At 29.8% G+C, this 17,630-nt stretch carries 15 protein-coding genes; 8 read left to right on the top strand and 7 right to left on the bottom strand.

The window, feature by feature from the left end; genetic code table 11:
- Window positions 1–12 precede the first annotated feature (12 nt).
- Complete coding sequence (gene panB, locus BLU40_RS01425; RefSeq protein WP_090118979.1) at window positions 13–831, bottom strand: 3-methyl-2-oxobutanoate hydroxymethyltransferase; 819 nt, start codon at window positions 829–831, stop codon at window positions 13–15.
- A 191-nt stretch (window positions 832–1,022) separates the two neighbouring features.
- Here panB and BLU40_RS01420 point away from each other — a divergent pair, with 191 nt between their 5' ends.
- From BLU40_RS01420 to BLU40_RS01395, 6 genes are all read left to right on the top strand, one after another.
- A complete protein-coding gene (locus BLU40_RS01420; protein WP_090118977.1) occupies window positions 1,023–1,808 on the top strand; it encodes a sensor histidine kinase in 786 nt (261 codons plus the stop codon).
- Between the two features lie 85 nt (window positions 1,809–1,893).
- On the top strand, window positions 1,894–5,916 hold the full coding sequence (locus tag BLU40_RS01415) for a PAS domain S-box protein (protein WP_090118975.1): 4,023 nt from the start codon (window positions 1,894–1,896) through the stop codon (window positions 5,914–5,916).
- Window positions 5,917–5,918: 2 nt separating this feature from the next.
- The gene (locus BLU40_RS01410) at window positions 5,919–6,380 is read left to right on the top strand and encodes a nuclear transport factor 2 family protein (protein WP_090118973.1); all 462 of its coding nucleotides are present in this window, start codon (window positions 5,919–5,921) and stop codon (window positions 6,378–6,380) included.
- Window positions 6,381–6,436: 56 nt separating this feature from the next.
- Window positions 6,437–7,003, top strand: a complete 567-nt coding sequence (locus tag BLU40_RS01405) for a sigma-70 family RNA polymerase sigma factor (RefSeq protein ID WP_090118971.1) — start codon at window positions 6,437–6,439, stop codon at window positions 7,001–7,003.
- Between the two features lie 12 nt (window positions 7,004–7,015).
- The gene (locus BLU40_RS01400; RefSeq protein WP_090118970.1) at window positions 7,016–7,261 is read left to right on the top strand and encodes a hypothetical protein; all 246 of its coding nucleotides are present in this window, start codon (window positions 7,016–7,018) and stop codon (window positions 7,259–7,261) included.
- Between the two features lie 78 nt (window positions 7,262–7,339).
- The gene (locus BLU40_RS01395; RefSeq protein ID WP_090118969.1) at window positions 7,340–7,981 is read left to right on the top strand and encodes an O-methyltransferase; all 642 of its coding nucleotides are present in this window, start codon (window positions 7,340–7,342) and stop codon (window positions 7,979–7,981) included.
- On the opposite strand, the gene BLU40_RS01390 is transcribed toward BLU40_RS01395, so the two are convergent.
- The 4 genes from BLU40_RS01390 to mutS form a co-directional block, all read right to left on the bottom strand.
- The gene (locus BLU40_RS01390; RefSeq protein WP_175454723.1) at window positions 7,976–8,542 is read right to left on the bottom strand and encodes a phosphatase PAP2 family protein; all 567 of its coding nucleotides are present in this window, start codon (window positions 8,540–8,542) and stop codon (window positions 7,976–7,978) included. The two genes, BLU40_RS01395 and BLU40_RS01390, sit on opposite strands and share 6 nt — an antisense overlap.
- A 2-nt stretch (window positions 8,543–8,544) precedes the next feature.
- Window positions 8,545–8,853: a Sec-independent protein translocase subunit TatA/TatB gene (locus BLU40_RS01385; RefSeq protein WP_090118965.1), complete on the bottom strand. Its 309-nt coding sequence runs from the start codon at window positions 8,851–8,853 to the stop codon at window positions 8,545–8,547.
- 37 nt (window positions 8,854–8,890) lie between these two features.
- Window positions 8,891–9,343 (bottom strand): RNA methyltransferase, encoded by a 453-nt coding sequence (locus BLU40_RS01380; protein WP_090118963.1) that lies wholly within the window; start codon window positions 9,341–9,343, stop codon window positions 8,891–8,893.
- A gap of 87 nt (window positions 9,344–9,430) precedes the next feature.
- The gene (mutS, locus tag BLU40_RS01375; protein ID WP_090118961.1) at window positions 9,431–12,040 is read right to left on the bottom strand and encodes a DNA mismatch repair protein MutS; all 2,610 of its coding nucleotides are present in this window, start codon (window positions 12,038–12,040) and stop codon (window positions 9,431–9,433) included.
- Between the two features lie 116 nt (window positions 12,041–12,156).
- Here mutS and BLU40_RS01370 point away from each other — a divergent pair, with 116 nt between their 5' ends.
- Window positions 12,157–12,687 (top strand): RNA methyltransferase, encoded by a 531-nt coding sequence (locus BLU40_RS01370; RefSeq protein WP_090118959.1) that lies wholly within the window; start codon window positions 12,157–12,159, stop codon window positions 12,685–12,687.
- A 117-nt stretch (window positions 12,688–12,804) separates the two neighbouring features.
- Entirely contained in the window at window positions 12,805–13,413 is a 609-nt protein-coding gene (locus tag BLU40_RS01365) for a superoxide dismutase (protein WP_090118957.1), read from the top strand.
- Window positions 13,414–13,482: 69 nt separating this feature from the next.
- Here BLU40_RS01365 and BLU40_RS01360 read toward each other — a convergent pair whose 3' ends face one another.
- Both BLU40_RS01360 and BLU40_RS01355 read right to left on the bottom strand, forming a co-directional pair.
- Window positions 13,483–15,684: a B12-binding domain-containing radical SAM protein gene (locus BLU40_RS01360; RefSeq protein WP_090118956.1), complete on the bottom strand. Its 2,202-nt coding sequence runs from the start codon at window positions 15,682–15,684 to the stop codon at window positions 13,483–13,485.
- Window positions 15,685–15,726: 42 nt separating this feature from the next.
- Window positions 15,727–17,625, bottom strand: a complete 1,899-nt coding sequence (locus BLU40_RS01355; RefSeq protein WP_090118954.1) for an amidophosphoribosyltransferase — start codon at window positions 17,623–17,625, stop codon at window positions 15,727–15,729.
- Window positions 17,626–17,630 lie beyond the last annotated feature (5 nt).

The following is a 17,630-nucleotide window of genomic DNA, read 5'->3' as shown; positions in this document are numbered from 1 at the left end:
AATTTTTACGATTTAATACTGCTCATTTTCATTTGGAAAATCGCGAGATTTCACATCAGATATATAACTCTCAAATGCTCCTGTCATATCCGTAAATAAATCTAAATATCTACGTAAAAAACGAGGGTTAAACTCGTGAGTCATACCTAACATATCGTGCGTTACTAAAACCTGACCATCAACATCGTTACCTGCTCCAATTCCAATTACTGGAATACTAATACTTTCAGCAACTTGTTTCGCTAATTTAGCCGGAATTTTTTCTAACACCAATGCAAAACAACCTAGTTCTTCTAATAATTTAGCATCTGATAATAGCTTTTTTGCTTCTTCTTCCTCTTTAGCTCTTACCGTAAATGTTCCAAATTTATAAATAGATTGTGGCGTTAACCCTAAATGCCCCATTACAGGTATTCCAGCAGTTAGTATTCTTGAAATAGATTCTGCAATTTCGCTTCCTCCTTCAAGTTTTACAGAATGACCACCAGATTCTTTCATTATTCTTACGGCAGAATCTAAAGCTCCTTTAGAATCTCCTTGGTAACTACCAAACGGTAAATCTACAACAACAAGCGAACGTTCCGTAGCTCTAACTACCGAACTAGCGTGATAAATCATATGATCTAAAGTAATTGGTAAAGTTGTTTCGTACCCAGCCATAACATTAGATGCTGAATCTCCAACTAAAATAATATCTATTCCAGCATTATCCACAATTTTTGCCATGGTATAATCATAAGCAGTTAACATGGCAATTTTCTCGCCATTGTTTTTCATTTCAGTTAATGATTTTGTGGTAATTTTTTTGTAACTCTTTTTTGCAGTTGACATTTTATATTTTTTTCTTGAGCCGTAAAAGTAATGAAAAAACGGCTTTTAGAGAAAGTTAGCATTATTTTTAATAACATCTGTATTACAGATTCTGTATTATTAAGCACTTTTAATTTTTATTGCAACAAAATATAGCAGTTTGTTTGATAATTAGTTTAATAAATTTATTTTTACATTAAAATGTTTGCATTTTGAAAAAAGTAGAAGAAATAGAAAATTACACATTAGAACTTGAAGAAAGGCTTGTTGAACTTAGCTTAAAGGTTAAAAATTTAACCAATAAATTAAACGAAACCCAGAAAAGTCATACGCAATTATTAAATAAGTTAACACACAACTTAAAAAACCCTATTGGAATTTCTTTTTCGTTTTCTGAAATGATTTTAGAAAATGTTGAAAATTACGATTCAGAAAAGCTTGCCAAACATATTGATGTAATTAATAGCTCGTCTAAATACGCTATAGATTTACTAAATTCTTTTGTAAAATTTAATAGTGTAAATAACGATACCTACTCTTTAAATTTAGAAGAAAACAATTATTCAGAATTTTTAAATGAAATTCTAAATAAATACAGCATTAAATTTAATGAAGAAAACCAAAATTTATTTTATCAAACTGAAGAAAATTTAACCTTAAAATTTGACCAAGCAGATTTAACATTTGCATTTAACCAACTATTAAACAATGCACTACAATTTTCTTCTGAAAATAAAATGACTTCTGTAATAACTACAACAAACTCTACACATATAATTACTGAAATTACAGATCAAGGTGTTGGAATTACTCCTGAAAACGTTCCGTTAGTATTTAATGCTTTTTTTGTAGAGAACACCTACACTGCCAAACGTAAAAAATGTATTGGTTTAGGATTAACTATTGCTAAAAAAATTATTGAATTTCATAAAGGAACAATAAAAATAAGCAGCACACCAAACAAAGGAACTTCTGTTACCGTTAAATTACCCCTTTAATTATTTTTTGATTTAGTATCGCTTTGAATCACATCTAAATTTTGTATATTTAATCTTTACTTGTGCTAAAAAAATAAACTGCTAAATGAAAATTAACAAACCAAACTCTGGGTTAGATTCAAAGTTAGAAGCTGAAAAGTATTTTAACCTATTTAATCACGCTCCAATTTCTCTATGGTTAGAAGATTTTTCCGAAGCAAAAAACTATCTAGATAAAAAGGTTAAAGAACAAAATACTACTATTACAAACTATCTAGATTCGAACCCTGAAGTTATTCCAAAACTTGCATCTTTAGTTACCGTTAAAGATGTTAATGAAACTACTTTAAAAATTTACAAGGCAAAAACTAAAAATGAACTACTTCAAAATTTAAATAAAGTATTCACAAAAAATTCAAGCGAAGGTTTTTCAACTTTGTTAGTAGAACTTCTTAAAGGGAAGTCTAAAGTGGAAATTAGCACTGTAAACAAAACACTTGAAGGTGAAGAGTTTGATGTTTTAATTAAATTTAACGCTGTAGATAGAGAAAAAAACAACTTAAGCAATGTTATTGTTTCTATTGAAAATATTACGGAACGTTTAAAAGCAGAAAAAATTCTTGCCGAAAGTCAAAAAAGATATAAAGAAGCCCAGCAAGTTTCTAAAATTGGAAGTTGGGAATACGATTTTCTAAACAAGAAACTGTATTGGTCTGACGAGGCATACAATCTAATAGAAATTGACCCTAATGAAGATTTAATATCTCTAGACTTTTATTTATCCTTTGTTCACATAAATGATAGAGACCTAGTAGATGATTTTTCTATCTCCAACTTATTACAAAACAGAACCCAACAATTACAATATAGAATTATAACTTCATCAGGTAAAATAAAATACATTAATGAAAAAAGAAGTGTAATTGTTAAAAATGGACTTATTGTTAAAATATTAGGTATTTGTCAAGATGTTACAGAACGTATTCTATCAGAAAAAAAATTAAACTCAACAAAAAACCTTTTATCAGACACACTTTCTAGTATTAATGATGGGTTTGTTATTTTAGATTATAATTCGGACTACACTTATATTAACAATTCTGCAGCTAAACTTTTAGGTAGAAAACCAGAAGATTTAATAGGTAAAAATATTTGGGAAGAATTTCCTGAAGAAAAAGGAGATTTGTTTTATGATAAGTATCAAAAAGCTTTAATTACACGTAAACCTACAAGTTTTGAAAACTATTTTGCACCTTGGAAAAAATGGTTTGAAAACCGAATAATTCCTTCAGGAGATGGATTGCTTATATTTTTCCAAGAAATAACGCAAAAAAAGGAAAAAGAAAACGAAATTAGAAAGGCCTATAACATAATTAATAAAAGTTCATCTGTTGCTATTTTATGTAAAAATGAATATAACTTTCCTGTAGAATTTATTTCAGAAAATGTAAAAGATTTATTTGGTTTTTCGCATTCTAAATTTTTATCGGGTTCTATTCTACTTCAAGATATTATTCATAAAGATGATTTAACAACTTTTAGAGATCAAATTTTTGATATTGCCAAAAGTCCAAAATTAAACTTTTTAAAACCTAAACCTTTTAGAATAATTTCAAAAAAAGGAAAAACAAAATGGGTTAGAACAAAGGTTGATGTAATTAGAGATAAAACCAATAAAATAACACACCTACAAGGTATTGTAGAAGATATAACAGAAAGTAAAAAAACTGAAGACTTATTTTTCGAAAGCAACCAAAGGCTAATTGAGCAATTTAACAACACACCATTAGCATCTATAATGTGGGATTTAGATTTCAACGTCTTGGATTGGAATAATTCTTCTGAAAGAATATTTGGATTTTCGAAAAAAGAAGCAGTTGGTAAACATGCTAATGAGTTAATAATTCCTGAAAACCTTAGAGATATTATCTTTAGCAAATGGAAATTATTATTAAAAGGAAAAGGAAGCTATAGAAATACAAACCAAAATATTACAAAAAATGGTTCTTTAATAACCTGCGATTGGTATAATGTTGCGTTAAAAGACTCAAATGACAACGTAATAGGAGTAGCATCTTTAATAGATGATATTACAGATAAAAACAAAGCAGAACTAGCACTTCAAAAATCTGAACAAAAATATAAAGATCTTTTTGAGAAATCAAAAGACGCCGTTTTAATACTTAAAGATGGAATTTTTGTTGATTGTAATGAGTCTACTTTAGATCTTTTTGGATATAAAAACAAAAACGGTCTATTAAAGCAGCATCCATCAAAAATATCTCCATTAAAGCAACCTTGCGGTAAAAAATCTTTTGATTTTGCAAACGAATTAATTGATATTGCTATAAAAGATGGAAGTCATCGATTTAATTGGATTCACAAACGAAAAGATGGCTTAGAATTTCCAGCAGAAGTTACATTAACAAAAATTGAAGATTTAAACAATGCAAATGTACATGCTGTAATTAGAGATATAACTGAAAGAGTAAAAAAAGAAAAACTTGAAAATGTAATTTACAACATTTCAAATAGCGCTTTATCCATAAGTGATTTTACAGAATTTGGAGAATTTATAAAAACTGAATTAAATAAAGTTATAGATACTAATAACTTTTACATTGCCCTTTATAATAAAGATACTGATACAATTAACACACCTTATATTGCCGATGAACATAATTTTAAAGTTGAAAATTTCCCGGCAGAAAATACACTTACAGGTTATGTTATTAAAAATAAAAAACCTTTAAAAGTTAATTTAAGTCAACATCAAAAATTAATAGATCAAAAAGAAGTTGGAATGGTTGGTCCGGTTTCAAAAGTTTGGATTGGTGTACCTTTAAAAATAAAAAACAATGTATTTGGGGCTATTGCGGTACAAAGTTACATAAGTGAAGAAGCCTATTCTGATAACGATGTACAACTATTAGAATTTGTTGCTAACCAAATTAGTAGTGCCATTCAAATAAAAGACACGCAAAACAAACTAGAAAAAGCACTAGCTAAAGCGCAAGAATCTGATAGGTTAAAATCTGCATTTTTAGCAAATATGAGCCATGAAATTAGAACTCCAATGAATGGTATTATTGGTTTTTCTGAATTACTTTCAAATAAAGAAACTTCTGGAAAAGAAAAGCAAAATTATGCAGAAATAGTAGTTAAAAGTAGTCAACAATTACTTTCTATAGTAAACGACGTTTTAGATATTTCAAAAATTGAAGCTGGAGTTGTTCAAATTCACAACGAAAAAATAATACTAAATAATTTACTAGACGATTTATATTCTTTTCATAAAAATAAAGCTAAAACTAAAAATCTACAGCTAATTTTAGAAAAAGGATTAGCCGATGACAAATCAATTATTAGCATCGATAAAACAAAATTAAATCAAGTATTTAATAACTTAATTTCAAATTCATTTAAATTTACTAAAAGTGGAAGTGTTGAATTTGGTTATTCGAAAATTGATAATTATTTAGAGTGTTATGTAAAAGACACTGGTGTTGGTATAAAAAAGGAATTACAACCAACTATTTTTGACCGTTTTACACAAGCAAATATTTCTTTAAATTCACAACATAAAGGCACTGGATTAGGCCTTGCTATTTCAAAAAAATATATTGAATTATTTGGTGGAGAAATCTGGTTAAATTCCGATAAAAACGGAACTGTTATAAAGTTTATTTTACCTTACGACAACACTATTAAAAAAACTAAAACTATTGCCCATAAACCTGTAAATAAAACAACAAACGTGAAAGATAAAAACTTAACCCTACTTATTGCTGAAGATGAAGAGTTTAATATGATGTATCTTCATGAATTATTCTCTTCAACAAATATTAAAATTGTTGAAGCTTCGAATGGTGAAGAAGCAGTAAAAATTGCCCAAAATGATAATAGCATAGATTTAGTATTAATGGATATTAAAATGCCAATACTTAATGGTTATGAAGCCATGAAAGCTATTAAAAAAACAAATCCAACACTTCCAATAATTGCGCTTTCTGCCTTTGCTATGGAATCTGATAAAGAAACTGCTATTGGTAAAGGATTTAATTCTTATTTAACTAAACCAATTGACAGGAAATTGTTGTTTGAATTAATTGATGAATTTTCAAATTAAAAATGAAAAAACTTGTACTCCTTTTATTTATTGTAAATATTACAATATGCTACTCGCAAAAACCTTCTCAACAAGAAGATATAAAAAATACGCTAAAGCTGTTTTTTAAAGCTATTGACAAAGGAGACACTTTAACCATAAAGAATGTTGTTCATAAAAATTTTAGAGGTTTAACAACTTATATTAATTCAAATGGAAATACAGTAATTGCTGATGAAGTTTCAAAAAAAGAGTTTGTTAATATAATTAAAACTAAAAACCCAAATGATAGTTGGATTGAAAAGTTAACTTCTTACTCAATAAAAATAGACGGTAATTTAGCTAATGTATGGACTGCTTATACCTTTTATGTTAACAAAAACATAACTCATTGTGGTTCAAACTCATTTCAGCTAGTAAAAATTGGTAATAAATGGAAAATAATTTCAGTTATAGATACTAGAAGAAGAGAAAACTGCAATTAAAAGGTATAGTTTTTAAATAATTAATTATTTTAGCTTTAATCTAATTTCGAGTATAAATGTCTCAGAAAAAACATACGCTAGATCCTGACAAGTGGATTAAATCACACGCCGATTATTTATTCAACTATACAATTAGTAGAGTAAACAATCACGAAATGGCTAAAGATTTAGTTCAAGAAACATTTTTTGCAGGTTTAAAAGCCATGAAAAATTTTCAAGGAAAGGCTAGTGAACGCACCTGGCTTATTTCAATTTTAAAACGAAAAATTATAGACTATTATCGTAAAATAAATTCGGCAAAAGGAAAAGCTGAAGTTAAAATGAATTTTTATGCTGATGGCGAACGTGAAGGTGAATGGATTGAAGAAAGAGTACCTACTAGTTGGAATAGCGAAACCGAAAAAAGCATAGAAAATGAAGAACTTAGCAACACCTTAGAACTATGCATAGGTAAATTACCCGAAAAATACGAACTAGTTTTTAGAATGAAAACCATACAACAGTTTGAAACTGAGGAAATTTGTAAGGAGCTAGATATAACTTCGTCAAACCTTTGGGTAATTATCCATAGAGCCAGAACACAGCTAAGAAAATGTATGGAAGATAATTGGTTTCAAAATTAAAAGATTAGGAGAATGAAATTAACATGTGACGAAGCAACTACAATTTGCGACAAAAGCCAATATAAAGAAGCTTCACTTTGGGAAATAATAAAACTAAATATTCATATTTTGTTGTGTAAAAATTGCGGTTTATACTCTAAACAAAATAGTATTATGACAAAGTGTTACGAAAAACACTCTAACCAAGAAGATATTAAAAAGTGCCTTGGTGATGAAGAAAAAGCAGCTATGGAAAAAGAACTAAAAGCTAAAATTTAAGCTTCTTTTAAAATAATATTATGTACAACGGAACTTTATAAGTTCCGTTTTTTTATACCTTTGCTTCAAAATAAAATAATGGAATTTATACCAAACGCCATAGATAAATACGTTGTAGAACACTCACAACATGAGCCTGAGTTATTGCAAAAATTAAATAAAGAAACTTGGCAAAAAGTTTTAAATCCACGTATGCTAAGTGGCCCATATCAAGGTAGAGTTTTATCTATGATTTCTAAATTAATTAATCCAAAAAACATTTTAGAAATTGGAACTTACACAGGTTATTCTGCACTAAGTTTAGCTGAAGGTATGCAAACCGAAGGCTCTTTAATTACCATTGATGTAAATGAAGAATTAGAAGATTTTGTTGCTGGTTTTTTTAATCAATCGCCTTACAAAGGAAAACTAAAACAACTTATTGGTAACGCTGTTGATATTATACCGCAACTTGATAAAAAATTTGATTTAGTGTTTATTGATGCCGACAAAAAGAACTATATAAATTACTTCAATTTAATTATTAATAAAATGAATAAAGGTGGTGTTATACTAAGTGATAATGTTTTATGGAGTGGTAAAGTTGTTGAAGAATTAAACCCTAAAGATAACGACACAAAAATACTTTTAGAGTATAATACACTTTTAAATAACGATGCTAGAATTGAAACGGTTTTGCTACCTATTAGAGATGGTTTAACTATTAGTAGAGTTTTATAAGTTACTTTTTAAAATAAACTTTTCAATTAAAAAACACGCAATACGAGCAATTAAAAACCCTAAAATCATTCCGAAAAAAATATCTATAGGAAAATGTGCTGCTAAATAAATTCTACTGTAAGCAAATAGCAAAGGAAACAAAAATAGCAACCAAGCGTATTTATAATGCTTTTTTAAAATCCAAAACGATAAAAAAGCAATTGTAAAAGATACTGTTGAATGCCCAGAAACAAAACTAAAATCACTGGCAGACATTAATATTCTCAACTGATCATTAATAGATTCATCATTAATTGGCCGTAATCTTTTAATCGAATTTTTTATTGCATTAACTATAAGTAATGCTGCCCCAGCACTTAATCCAGTACTAAATGTTATTAATAAGGCTTGTTTTAAGGAAAAAACTTTATTGCCAAGAAAAAATATTATAAAAAATAAAGGAATCCAATATATTGGATTGGTAATAAACAACCAGAAAGAATCCCAAGTTTCTGTTCCGTGCGAATGTAAAAACAGTAAAAATTGTTTATCGTATTCAATTATGGAATCAAGTAATTCCACAGTTATTTAGTTCGTTTAATAGGCCCAGAAAGGTCGTCTACAATTTTATTTTTAACCTTAGAAACTGGGTTAGAAAAATCTTCTTTTACTTTATTAATTTCATCTCGAACCTTAGTTGCAGCATCAATATCTATATCGTGCTTTTCGGCACTAGTTTTAATTTCTCTTTTAATATCGTTTGTAGCATCTTTTACCTGGCGCATACCTTTTCCAAGACCTCGAGCAATTTCTGGTAACTTATCTGCACCAAAAAGCATTACTACAATTACAAGTATTACAAATATTTCGGGACCGCTTATAAATAAAAACATTCTATTTTTTAATTTTTACAAAGATAGTATAATTAGCTTAAAATAACTTTGCTTGCCTATCATACATAATAATACTACCAGCAACAGATACATTTAAACTTAAAGTTGATTTAAATTTTACCAAAAAATGAGATTTTTCTATGGCTGCATTAGACAATCCGTGATCTTCAGCACCTAATAAGTATACACAACGTCTAGGATGCGTAAATGTTTCAAGTGGCACAGCTTTTTCATCTAATTCTACACCTACTAATTGCGCTCCTTTTGGTAAATTTTTATAAAAATCTTCAAAAGTGTCATAATGAAAATAAGGCATTGCACCTACAGCTTTATGTGTGTCGCAAGCTTGTTTTGCATATCTATTTCCAATAGTAAATATAAAACTTGCTCCCATATTTTGAGCCGAACGCCATAAAACGCCTAAATTTTCAGGAGTTTTACCATTTTGAATTCCAATCCCAAAAAAGCCTTGTTCTAAATTGTTTATCATTAAATTATGTTCTTTTTGTCATTCTAAATGAAATGAAGAATCTAGAGATTTTTCAACTTCACTTCGTTTCGCTCAAAATTACAATCATTACTTTTTCTTCGTCAACATTCGTTTAATCTCATTCAACTTCATTAATGCTTCAATAGGTGTTAACGTATCTATATTTGTTGAAAGGATTTCCTCTTTTATATCTTCTAACAAAGGATCATCTAATTGAAAAAAGCTCAATTGCATTTCTTCTTCTGAAGCGCTTTTCAACGTTTCCTTTACATCATCATTGGTATGATTTTTCTCTAACTGCTTCAACATTTTACTTGCTCTATGCACAACAGCAGTTGGCATTCCAGCCAATTTTGCAACGTAAATACCAAAACTATGTTCGCTACCACCTGCAACTAGTTTACGCAAGAAAATCACTTTATCTTTTAATTCTTTAACCGAAACATTGAAGTTTTTTACACGTTCAAATGTGTTGGTCATATCATTTAATTCGTGATAATGCGTAGCAAATAATGTTTTAGCTTTTGAAGGATGTTCGTGTAAATATTCGGCAATTGCCCAAGCAATTGAAATACCATCATAAGTACTTGTTCCTCGTCCAATTTCATCTAACAACACCAAACTACGTTCTGAAATATTGTTCAAAATACTCGCAGTTTCATTCATTTCTACCATAAAAGTAGATTCGCCCATAGAAATATTATCACTCGCTCCAACACGTGTAAAAATCTTATCTACAATTCCAATTCTAGCGTTTTGAGCAGGAACATAACTTCCCATTTGTGCTAATAAAACAATCAACGCTGTTTGACGCAAAATTGCTGATTTACCAGACATATTAGGACCAGTAATCATAATAATTTGTTGTTGAGTTCTGTTCAACACCACATCATTAGCAATATACTCTTCACCAATAGGTAATTGTTTTTCAATTACTGGATGACGACCGTTTTTAATTTCTAAATCAGTAGTTTCATCTAACTGCGGACGTACATAATTGTTTTGCTTTGCCAATTCAGCAAAAGACAATAAACAATCTATTTGACCAATTAATTGCGCATTCAATTGAATTGGTTGAATATAATCTAACAAACCACTAATTAATTCAGCAAAAATCTCTTGCTCAAGTTTGCCAATTTTTTCTTCAGCGCCTAATATTTTAGTTTCGTATTCCTTTAATTCTTCCGTAATATAACGCTCGGCATTTACCAACGTTTGTTTACGTATCCATTCTTCAGGAACTTTGTCTTTATGTGAATTTCTAACTTCAATATAGTATCCAAAAACATTGTTAAACGCTATTTTTAATGAAGTAATTCCGGTTCGTTCGGTTTCTCTAGCCAACATATTGTCTAAATATTCCTTTCCAGAATTTGAAATGCTTCTTAATTCGTCTAACTCTTCTGAAACACCTTCAGCAATACTATTTCCTTTATTAATATTTACTGGAGCATCTTCGTTTACAGTTTTTGAAATTTTCTCACGAAGCGCATTGCAGTTTTGTAATTGCTCGCCAATAATTCTTAAACTTTCGTTATCACTTTTTTCGGCAGCTTCTTTAATAGGAAGAATGGCGTTTAGTGAATTTTTCAACAACACAACTTCACGCGGATTTACCTTACCAGTAGCAACTTTTGAAACCAAACGCTCAATATCGCTAATTTGCTTAATTTGAAAAGAGCACAATTCGAAAAAGTCTTCAGTATCAATAAAATATTTTACAATATCATGACGCTTTTTTATACGGTTCACATCTTTTAATGGTAATGCCAACCAACGCTTCAACATTCTTCCACCCATTGGTGAAATGGTTTTATCAATAACATCTAATAATGTTACCGCATTTACCGAAGTTGAACTGTACAATTCCAAATTTCGGATGGTAAAACGGTCCATCCAAACATAATTATCTTCAGAAATTCGGTTTATAACCGCTATATGATCTAACTTATTGTGCTGTGTTTCACCTAAATAATATAGCACAGCACCCGAAGAAATAATTCCTTCATTTAAATCATCTACACCAAAACCTTTTAATGTTTTTACTTTGAAATGATTTGTTAAAGTTTCCAAAGCATATTCTGCATTAAAAATCCAATCTTCTAAATAAAACGTATAAAAACGATCCCCAAAAAGCTCAAAAAACTTAGTTTTATGCTGTTTTTGAACCAAAACTTCACTCGGATTAAAGTTTTGCAACAACTTATCTATATATTCACTATTTCCTTGAGCAGTTAAAAATTCACCCGTAGAAACATCTAAAAAAGAAACTCCAAGTTGCTTTTTCCCGAAGTGAATAGCCGCTAAAAAATTGTTTGTTTTAGCTAACAACACCTCATCATTTAAAGCAACTCCTGGAGTTACCAATTCGGTAACACCACGTTTTACAATTTTCTTGGTCATTTTTGGATCTTCTAACTGATCGCAAATAGCAACACGCATTCCTGCTTTTACCAATTTTGGCAAATAGGTATTTAACGAGTGATGAGGAAAACCAGCTAGTGCCGTTTCAGTTTCACTACCTGCTCCTCTTTTAGTTAAAATAATTCCTAAAACGTGTGCCGCTTTTTTGGCATCTTCTCCAAAGGTTTCATAAAAATCTCCAACTCTAAATAACAACATTGCATCAGGGTATTTAACCTTAATAGCATTGTATTGTTTCATTAAAGGAGTTACTTTCTTGGTTTTTGCTGCCAATTTTTTAGGAAATTAAGTTAGTTTTGCGAAGATATAAAATATAGTTGTTAGTCTTTAGTTTTTGGTGGTTAGATAATATGCCAACAACTAAAAACCACTAACCAATAACTAAATATATGAGAAAATTAAAAAATAGCGAACTCGGCAGGCTAAATATTGATGACTTTAAAAAAACAGATAAAATTCCGTTAATAGTTGTTTTAGACAATATTAGAAGTTTAAATAATATTGGTTCTGTTTTTAGAACTAGTGATGCTTTTTTAATTGAAAAAATTTATTTGTGCGGTATTACAGCGCAACCACCACATAAAGAAATTCATAAAACCGCTTTGGGTGCTACAGAATCTGTTGCTTGGGAATATGTTGAAGACACGCTTACTTTAGTTCAAAAATTAAAAGAAGACAATATTTTAGTGGCTTCTATTGAACAAGCTGAAAACAGTACAATGCTTCAAGATTTCACCATTCAACCCAACCAAAAATATGCTATTGTAATGGGAAATGAGGTAAAAGGTGTTCAACAAGAAGTAGTTTCAGCTTCAAATTACTGCATTGAAATTCCTCAATTTGGCACTAAACATTCCTTAAACATATCCGTTAGTTGTGGAGTTGTACTTTGGGATTTATTCAAAAAAATACGGTTTTAAAGGTGCATTTACCATAGGCTAAAACAATAACACTATAAATACATTCGATTTTTTTGTATGGAATTGGTTCGTTACCTTTGAATTACTATAAATTTTAAACTAAAAAAAACTATAATTATGGCTTTCGAATTACCAAAATTATCATACGCTTATGATGCGCTAGAACCACATATTGATGCAAGAACTATGGAAATTCACCACAGTAAACATCACAATGGTTACACAAACAACTTAAACAATGCTATTGCTGGAACTGATTTAGAAGGAAAATCTATTGAAGATATTTTAACTGGATTAGATTTAAATAATGGTGCTGTTAGAAATAATGGTGGAGGTTTTTACAACCATTCTTTATTTTGGAATGTAATGAATCCAGAAGGTAAAGGACGTTTATCAGGTGAATTAAAAGACGCTATTGAAGCTGCTTATGGAGATTTTGAAGGCTTTAAAGATGCTTTTTCTAAAGCTGCAGCAACACGTTTTGGATCTGGATGGGCTTGGTTATGTGTTCATAAAGGTGGTAAAGTTGAAATTTGCTCTACTGCAAACCAAGACAATCCATTAATGCCGGGTATTACTTGTGGAGGAACTCCAATTTTAGCATTAGACGTTTGGGAGCACGCATATTACCTAAACTATCAAAACAGAAGACCAGATTATATTAATGCATTTTTTAATGTAATTAACTGGAACTATGTTGAAAAATTATATGCTGAAAACAAATAATTTTTTAAAACAATATATACAAAAAACACACCAATTGGTGTGTTTTTTTGCATTAAAACTTTTAGTTTATTACAAAACTAACAATCCATATTCTTTTAATATATTAATTGGTTTTGAATACCAAAACAATTCAAAATCATTAAAACTAGTTTCAAAATCTGCTTTTAATTCTGAAAAAGTTAACGTTGAGTTTTCATGTATTGATAGTTTTTTCAAAATAGCTAAAAACCAAGTTCCTTTTTCCTTGTCCATAGTTATTTCAAAGCTTTCTAGCTTATCATGAAAAGTCATTACAAGTAACTGCTTTACTTTTCCTTTTTTCTTTTTTGTTATTTCTGAAATTAACGGCTCTCCGCCTAACCAAATTATTTTTGCTGAAGATTTAGTTTTAAAACTATCATCTTCTTCTAAAGATTTTTCAATAAAATTCCAAGGTATTGTTGTTTCTGGTATTTTAAAATCGAACCAGTCTTCTAGCGGAACATCAAAACCAACACCGTGCATAAAATTAAAAATAGATTTTCTTAATCCATAACTAAACTTATCGTGCTTTAAGCCTATTTTATCTTTAAACTGAACATCATTATTAGCAAACGTAATCTCTTTATAGTTTGGCTCTACACCAAAATCTGATGGATTTAAACCAATTGGGCTGTGTGTTGTTAGTGAAAATTGATGCCAAAAACCAGACTTAATTATGCCTAGTTCAAATAACTGACGTACCATTTCTAGACTGTCTACAGTTTCTTGAGTTGTTTGAGTTGGAAAGCCATACATTAAGTAAGCATGAACCATTATATCTGCCTCTGTAAAATTACGTGTTACTTGTGCTACTTGCTCAACAGTAACTCCTTTTTTTATAAGGTCTAGCAACCTATCTGAAGCTACTTCTAAACCTCCTGAAACAGCAATACAACCTGAGTTTTTTAAAAGCATACAAAGATCTCTTGTAAAGCTTTTCTCAAATCTAATGTTTGTCCACCAAGTAATTACTAAATTTCGTTTAATAATTTCAATAGCAATTGCACGCATTAACCCTGGAGGAGCAGCTTCATCCACAAAATGAAAACCTCGCTCACCAGTTTGCTCAATAATTTGTTCTACCCTATCTACTATAATTTTTGCCGTTAACGGCTCGTAAATACCAATATAATCTAAAGAAACATCGCAAAACGTACACTTACCCCAATAGCAGCCGTGCGCCATTGTTAGTTTATTCCAACGTCCATCGCTCCACAAACTATGCATTGGGTTTGCCAATTCAATTACCGAAATGTACTTATCTAAATATAAATCTGAATAATCTGGCGTTCCTATTTCAGCTTGTTTATATTCTTTTTTTAATGAAGTATTATTATAAACAACCTTACCATTTTCCTTTAAAAAAGTTCGTTTGAAACAATTAAAATCTTTGTTTTCTTTGGTTGGATTTACAATATTCGACAACAAAATTTCAACGGGTAATTCACCATCATCAAGAGTAATAAAATCGAAATAATCAAATACACGTATATCTGTAATAGACCTTAATTCTGTATTTGGAAAACCACCACCCATTGAAATTTTAATTTCTGGATAATTTGCTTTTATAAACTCTGCACATCTAAAAGCACTGTATAAATTACCAGGAAAAGGAACAGATAAACAAACTAATTTTGGTTGAACTTTTTTAAGTTTTTCATCTAAAATATTTAGTGTAATTACATCTATATACGTTATATCGTTTTGTAAACAAGCATATAATTCATTAAAACTATTGGCACTTTGCCCTAACCTTTCGGCATATCTACTAAATCCAAAATTTTCATCTATACATTCAATAATAAAATCGGATATATCTTCTAAAAACAAAGTAGACAAGTGTTTTGCCTTATCTTGAATACCCATTGAGCCAAATGCCCATTCCATATCATCTAACTGTGCAAACCTTGATGATTGTGGTAAAAAGTTTTCTGAACAAAGTTGTCTTGCCAATGTTTGATTTTTTCCTTGTAAAAAGGAAACAACAAGATCTATTGTTTTTAAATACTCGTTTCTTAACGAATAAATACGTTGTGAATTTGGAGAGTTTAATGTTTCACTTTCAAAAGCTACATTAAAAATATTGGTAAGGCTTTCCTTAGAAAATAAAGTTAAAATTACTTCAATTCCTAAATCTACTTGAAAAGCACTTATGTTTTTGGTGTTTAAAAAACCTTTTAGATACGCCGTAGCTGGGTACGGCGTATTTAATTGTGTAAAAGGTGGTGTAATAAGTAAAATATCCTTCAAAATATAGCTGTAAAATTACATGGCTAATGTATGAATTCTTACTTAATAAGCTCTTTTATTATTTCCTTCATAAAAATTAATGAAAGCATTGTTTACAACTCGTTTACCTCCTGGAGTTGGGTAATTCCCTGTAAAATACCAATCACCTAAATGATTTGGACAAGCTTTATGTAAATTTTCTACAGATTGGTATATAATTTCAACATCTGCATTTATGTCTTCCGTTTTTAGCATTTCAGCAATTTTATCTGAAATTTGCTCATCAGTAAATGGCGCATAAATTCCTTTAACAAAATTCTGAATTTCATCATCTTCTAAATGCTGCTGATTTTTACATTTAGCATATACTTCATCAACAATATTATATGAGTCTTTGTCTTTTAACAACTCTAAAGCTGCTCTAAAAGCAATAAAATCGCCCATTCTTGCCATATCAATACCATAACAATCTGGATAACGAATTTGAGGAGCCGATGAAACTATTACTATTTTTTTAGGGTGTAAACGATCTAAAATTTTAATAATACTTTTCTTCAACGTAGTACCTCTAACAATACTATCGTCAATAATTACTAAGTTATCTTCTCGCTTAACAATACCATATGTAACGTCGTAAACGTGGGCAACTAAATCATCTCTACTATTGTCATCTGCAATAAAGGTTCTAAGCTTGGCATCTTTAATTGCAAGCTTTTCAATACGTGGCCTTTGAGCTAAAATATTTTTTACTTTTTCTGCAGACAAGTTTCGCTTACCGTCTAAAATCATTTCTGTTTTCTGCATATTTAAAAAATCTGCAGCTGCTTCTCTCATCCCATAAAAGGATGTTTCTGCGGTATTAGGAATAAACGAAAACACAGTATTTTTCATGTCTTCATCTATTTTTTCTAAAATTTGAGGAAACACTAGTTTTCCTAAATTTTTACGCTCATTATAAATATCAGCATCACTTCCTCTAGAGAAATAAATACGTTCAAATGAACAAGATTTTTGAGGTAATTCTTTTGTTACTCTATCCATAGAAATTTCTCCATCTCGCTTAATAATTAATGCATGACCTGGATCAATTTCTTTAACATCGTCTATTGCAACATTAAATACTGTTTGTATTACTGGTCTTTCTGAAGCAACCACAACAACCTCATCATCTTTATAATAAAATGCAGGTCTAATTCCTGCAGGATCACGTAAAACAAATGCATCTCCATGACCTAATAATCCAGCCATTGCATAACCACCATCCCAGTTTTTTGCAGATCGTTTTAATATTTTTTTAATATTAATTCTTTCTTCAATTAATGGTGAAGCTTCTTTTTTACCAACTCCTTCACTTTTAACTTCTTTGTATAATTTGGCAACTTCAGTATCTATAAAGTGACCTATTTTTTCCATTACAGTAACAGTATCTGTCAACTCTTTAGGATGCTGACCAATTTCAACCAAATCGTTAAACAAACGTTTCGAATTGGTCATATTAAAATTACCTGCAACAATTAAACTTTTATGTTTCCAGTTGCTTTGACGTAAAAATGGATGAACACTCTCAATACTATTTTTTCCAAAAGTACCATAACGAACGTGACCTAAAAATAAGTTTCCAATATATGGAGCGTTATTATTTTGCCATTCAACATCGTTTACTTTATCTGGAAATTCTTCATTTAACGAATTTAAACGCCCATTTATTTGTGAAAATATATCTTGTATTGGTTGTGGTTGATTTGAACGAACTCGACTAATATATCTTGTTCCTGCACCAACATCAAATTTAATACTTGCTAAACCAGCACCGTCTTGACCACGATTGTGCTGTTTTTCCATTAATAGATACATTTTATTTAAACCGTAAAATGCAGATCCATATTTATCCTTATAATACTGCAATGGCTTTAGTAGTCTTACCATTGCAATTCCACACTCATGTTTAATTGCGTCACTCATATTTT

The sequence above is a fragment of the Lutibacter oricola genome (genome assembly GCF_900106565.1).
GTDB lineage: Bacteria > Bacteroidota > Bacteroidia > Flavobacteriales > Flavobacteriaceae > Lutibacter > Lutibacter oricola.
The sequence above is the reverse complement of the archived record's forward strand: the minus strand, read 5'-3'. Positions and strand labels throughout refer to the sequence as shown.

Excerpts from the sequence above, each read along its gene's own strand:
- BLU40_RS01415 (WP_090118975.1), top strand. The coding sequence starts at position 1,894 with ATGAAAATTAACAAACCAAACTCTGGGTTAGATTCAAAGTTAGAAGCT.
- BLU40_RS01410 (WP_090118973.1), top strand. The coding sequence starts at position 5,919 with ATGAAAAAACTTGTACTCCTTTTATTTATTGTAAATATTACAATATGC.
- BLU40_RS01385 (WP_090118965.1), bottom strand. The coding sequence starts at position 8,853 with ATGTTTTTATTTATAAGCGGTCCCGAAATATTTGTAATACTTGTAATT.
- BLU40_RS01355 (WP_090118954.1), bottom strand. The coding sequence starts at position 17,625 with ATGAGTGACGCAATTAAACATGAGTGTGGAATTGCAATGGTAAGACTA.
- panB (WP_090118979.1), bottom strand. The coding sequence starts at position 831 with ATGTCAACTGCAAAAAAGAGTTACAAAAAAATTACCACAAAATCATTA.
- BLU40_RS01380 (WP_090118963.1), bottom strand. The coding sequence starts at position 9,343 with ATGATAAACAATTTAGAACAAGGCTTTTTTGGGATTGGAATTCAAAAT.
- BLU40_RS01400 (WP_090118970.1), top strand. The coding sequence starts at position 7,016 with ATGAAATTAACATGTGACGAAGCAACTACAATTTGCGACAAAAGCCAA.
- BLU40_RS01395 (WP_090118969.1), top strand. The coding sequence starts at position 7,340 with ATGGAATTTATACCAAACGCCATAGATAAATACGTTGTAGAACACTCA.
- BLU40_RS01365 (WP_090118957.1), top strand. The coding sequence starts at position 12,805 with ATGGCTTTCGAATTACCAAAATTATCATACGCTTATGATGCGCTAGAA.
- BLU40_RS01370 (WP_090118959.1), top strand. The coding sequence starts at position 12,157 with ATGAGAAAATTAAAAAATAGCGAACTCGGCAGGCTAAATATTGATGAC.
- BLU40_RS01405 (WP_090118971.1), top strand. The coding sequence starts at position 6,437 with ATGTCTCAGAAAAAACATACGCTAGATCCTGACAAGTGGATTAAATCA.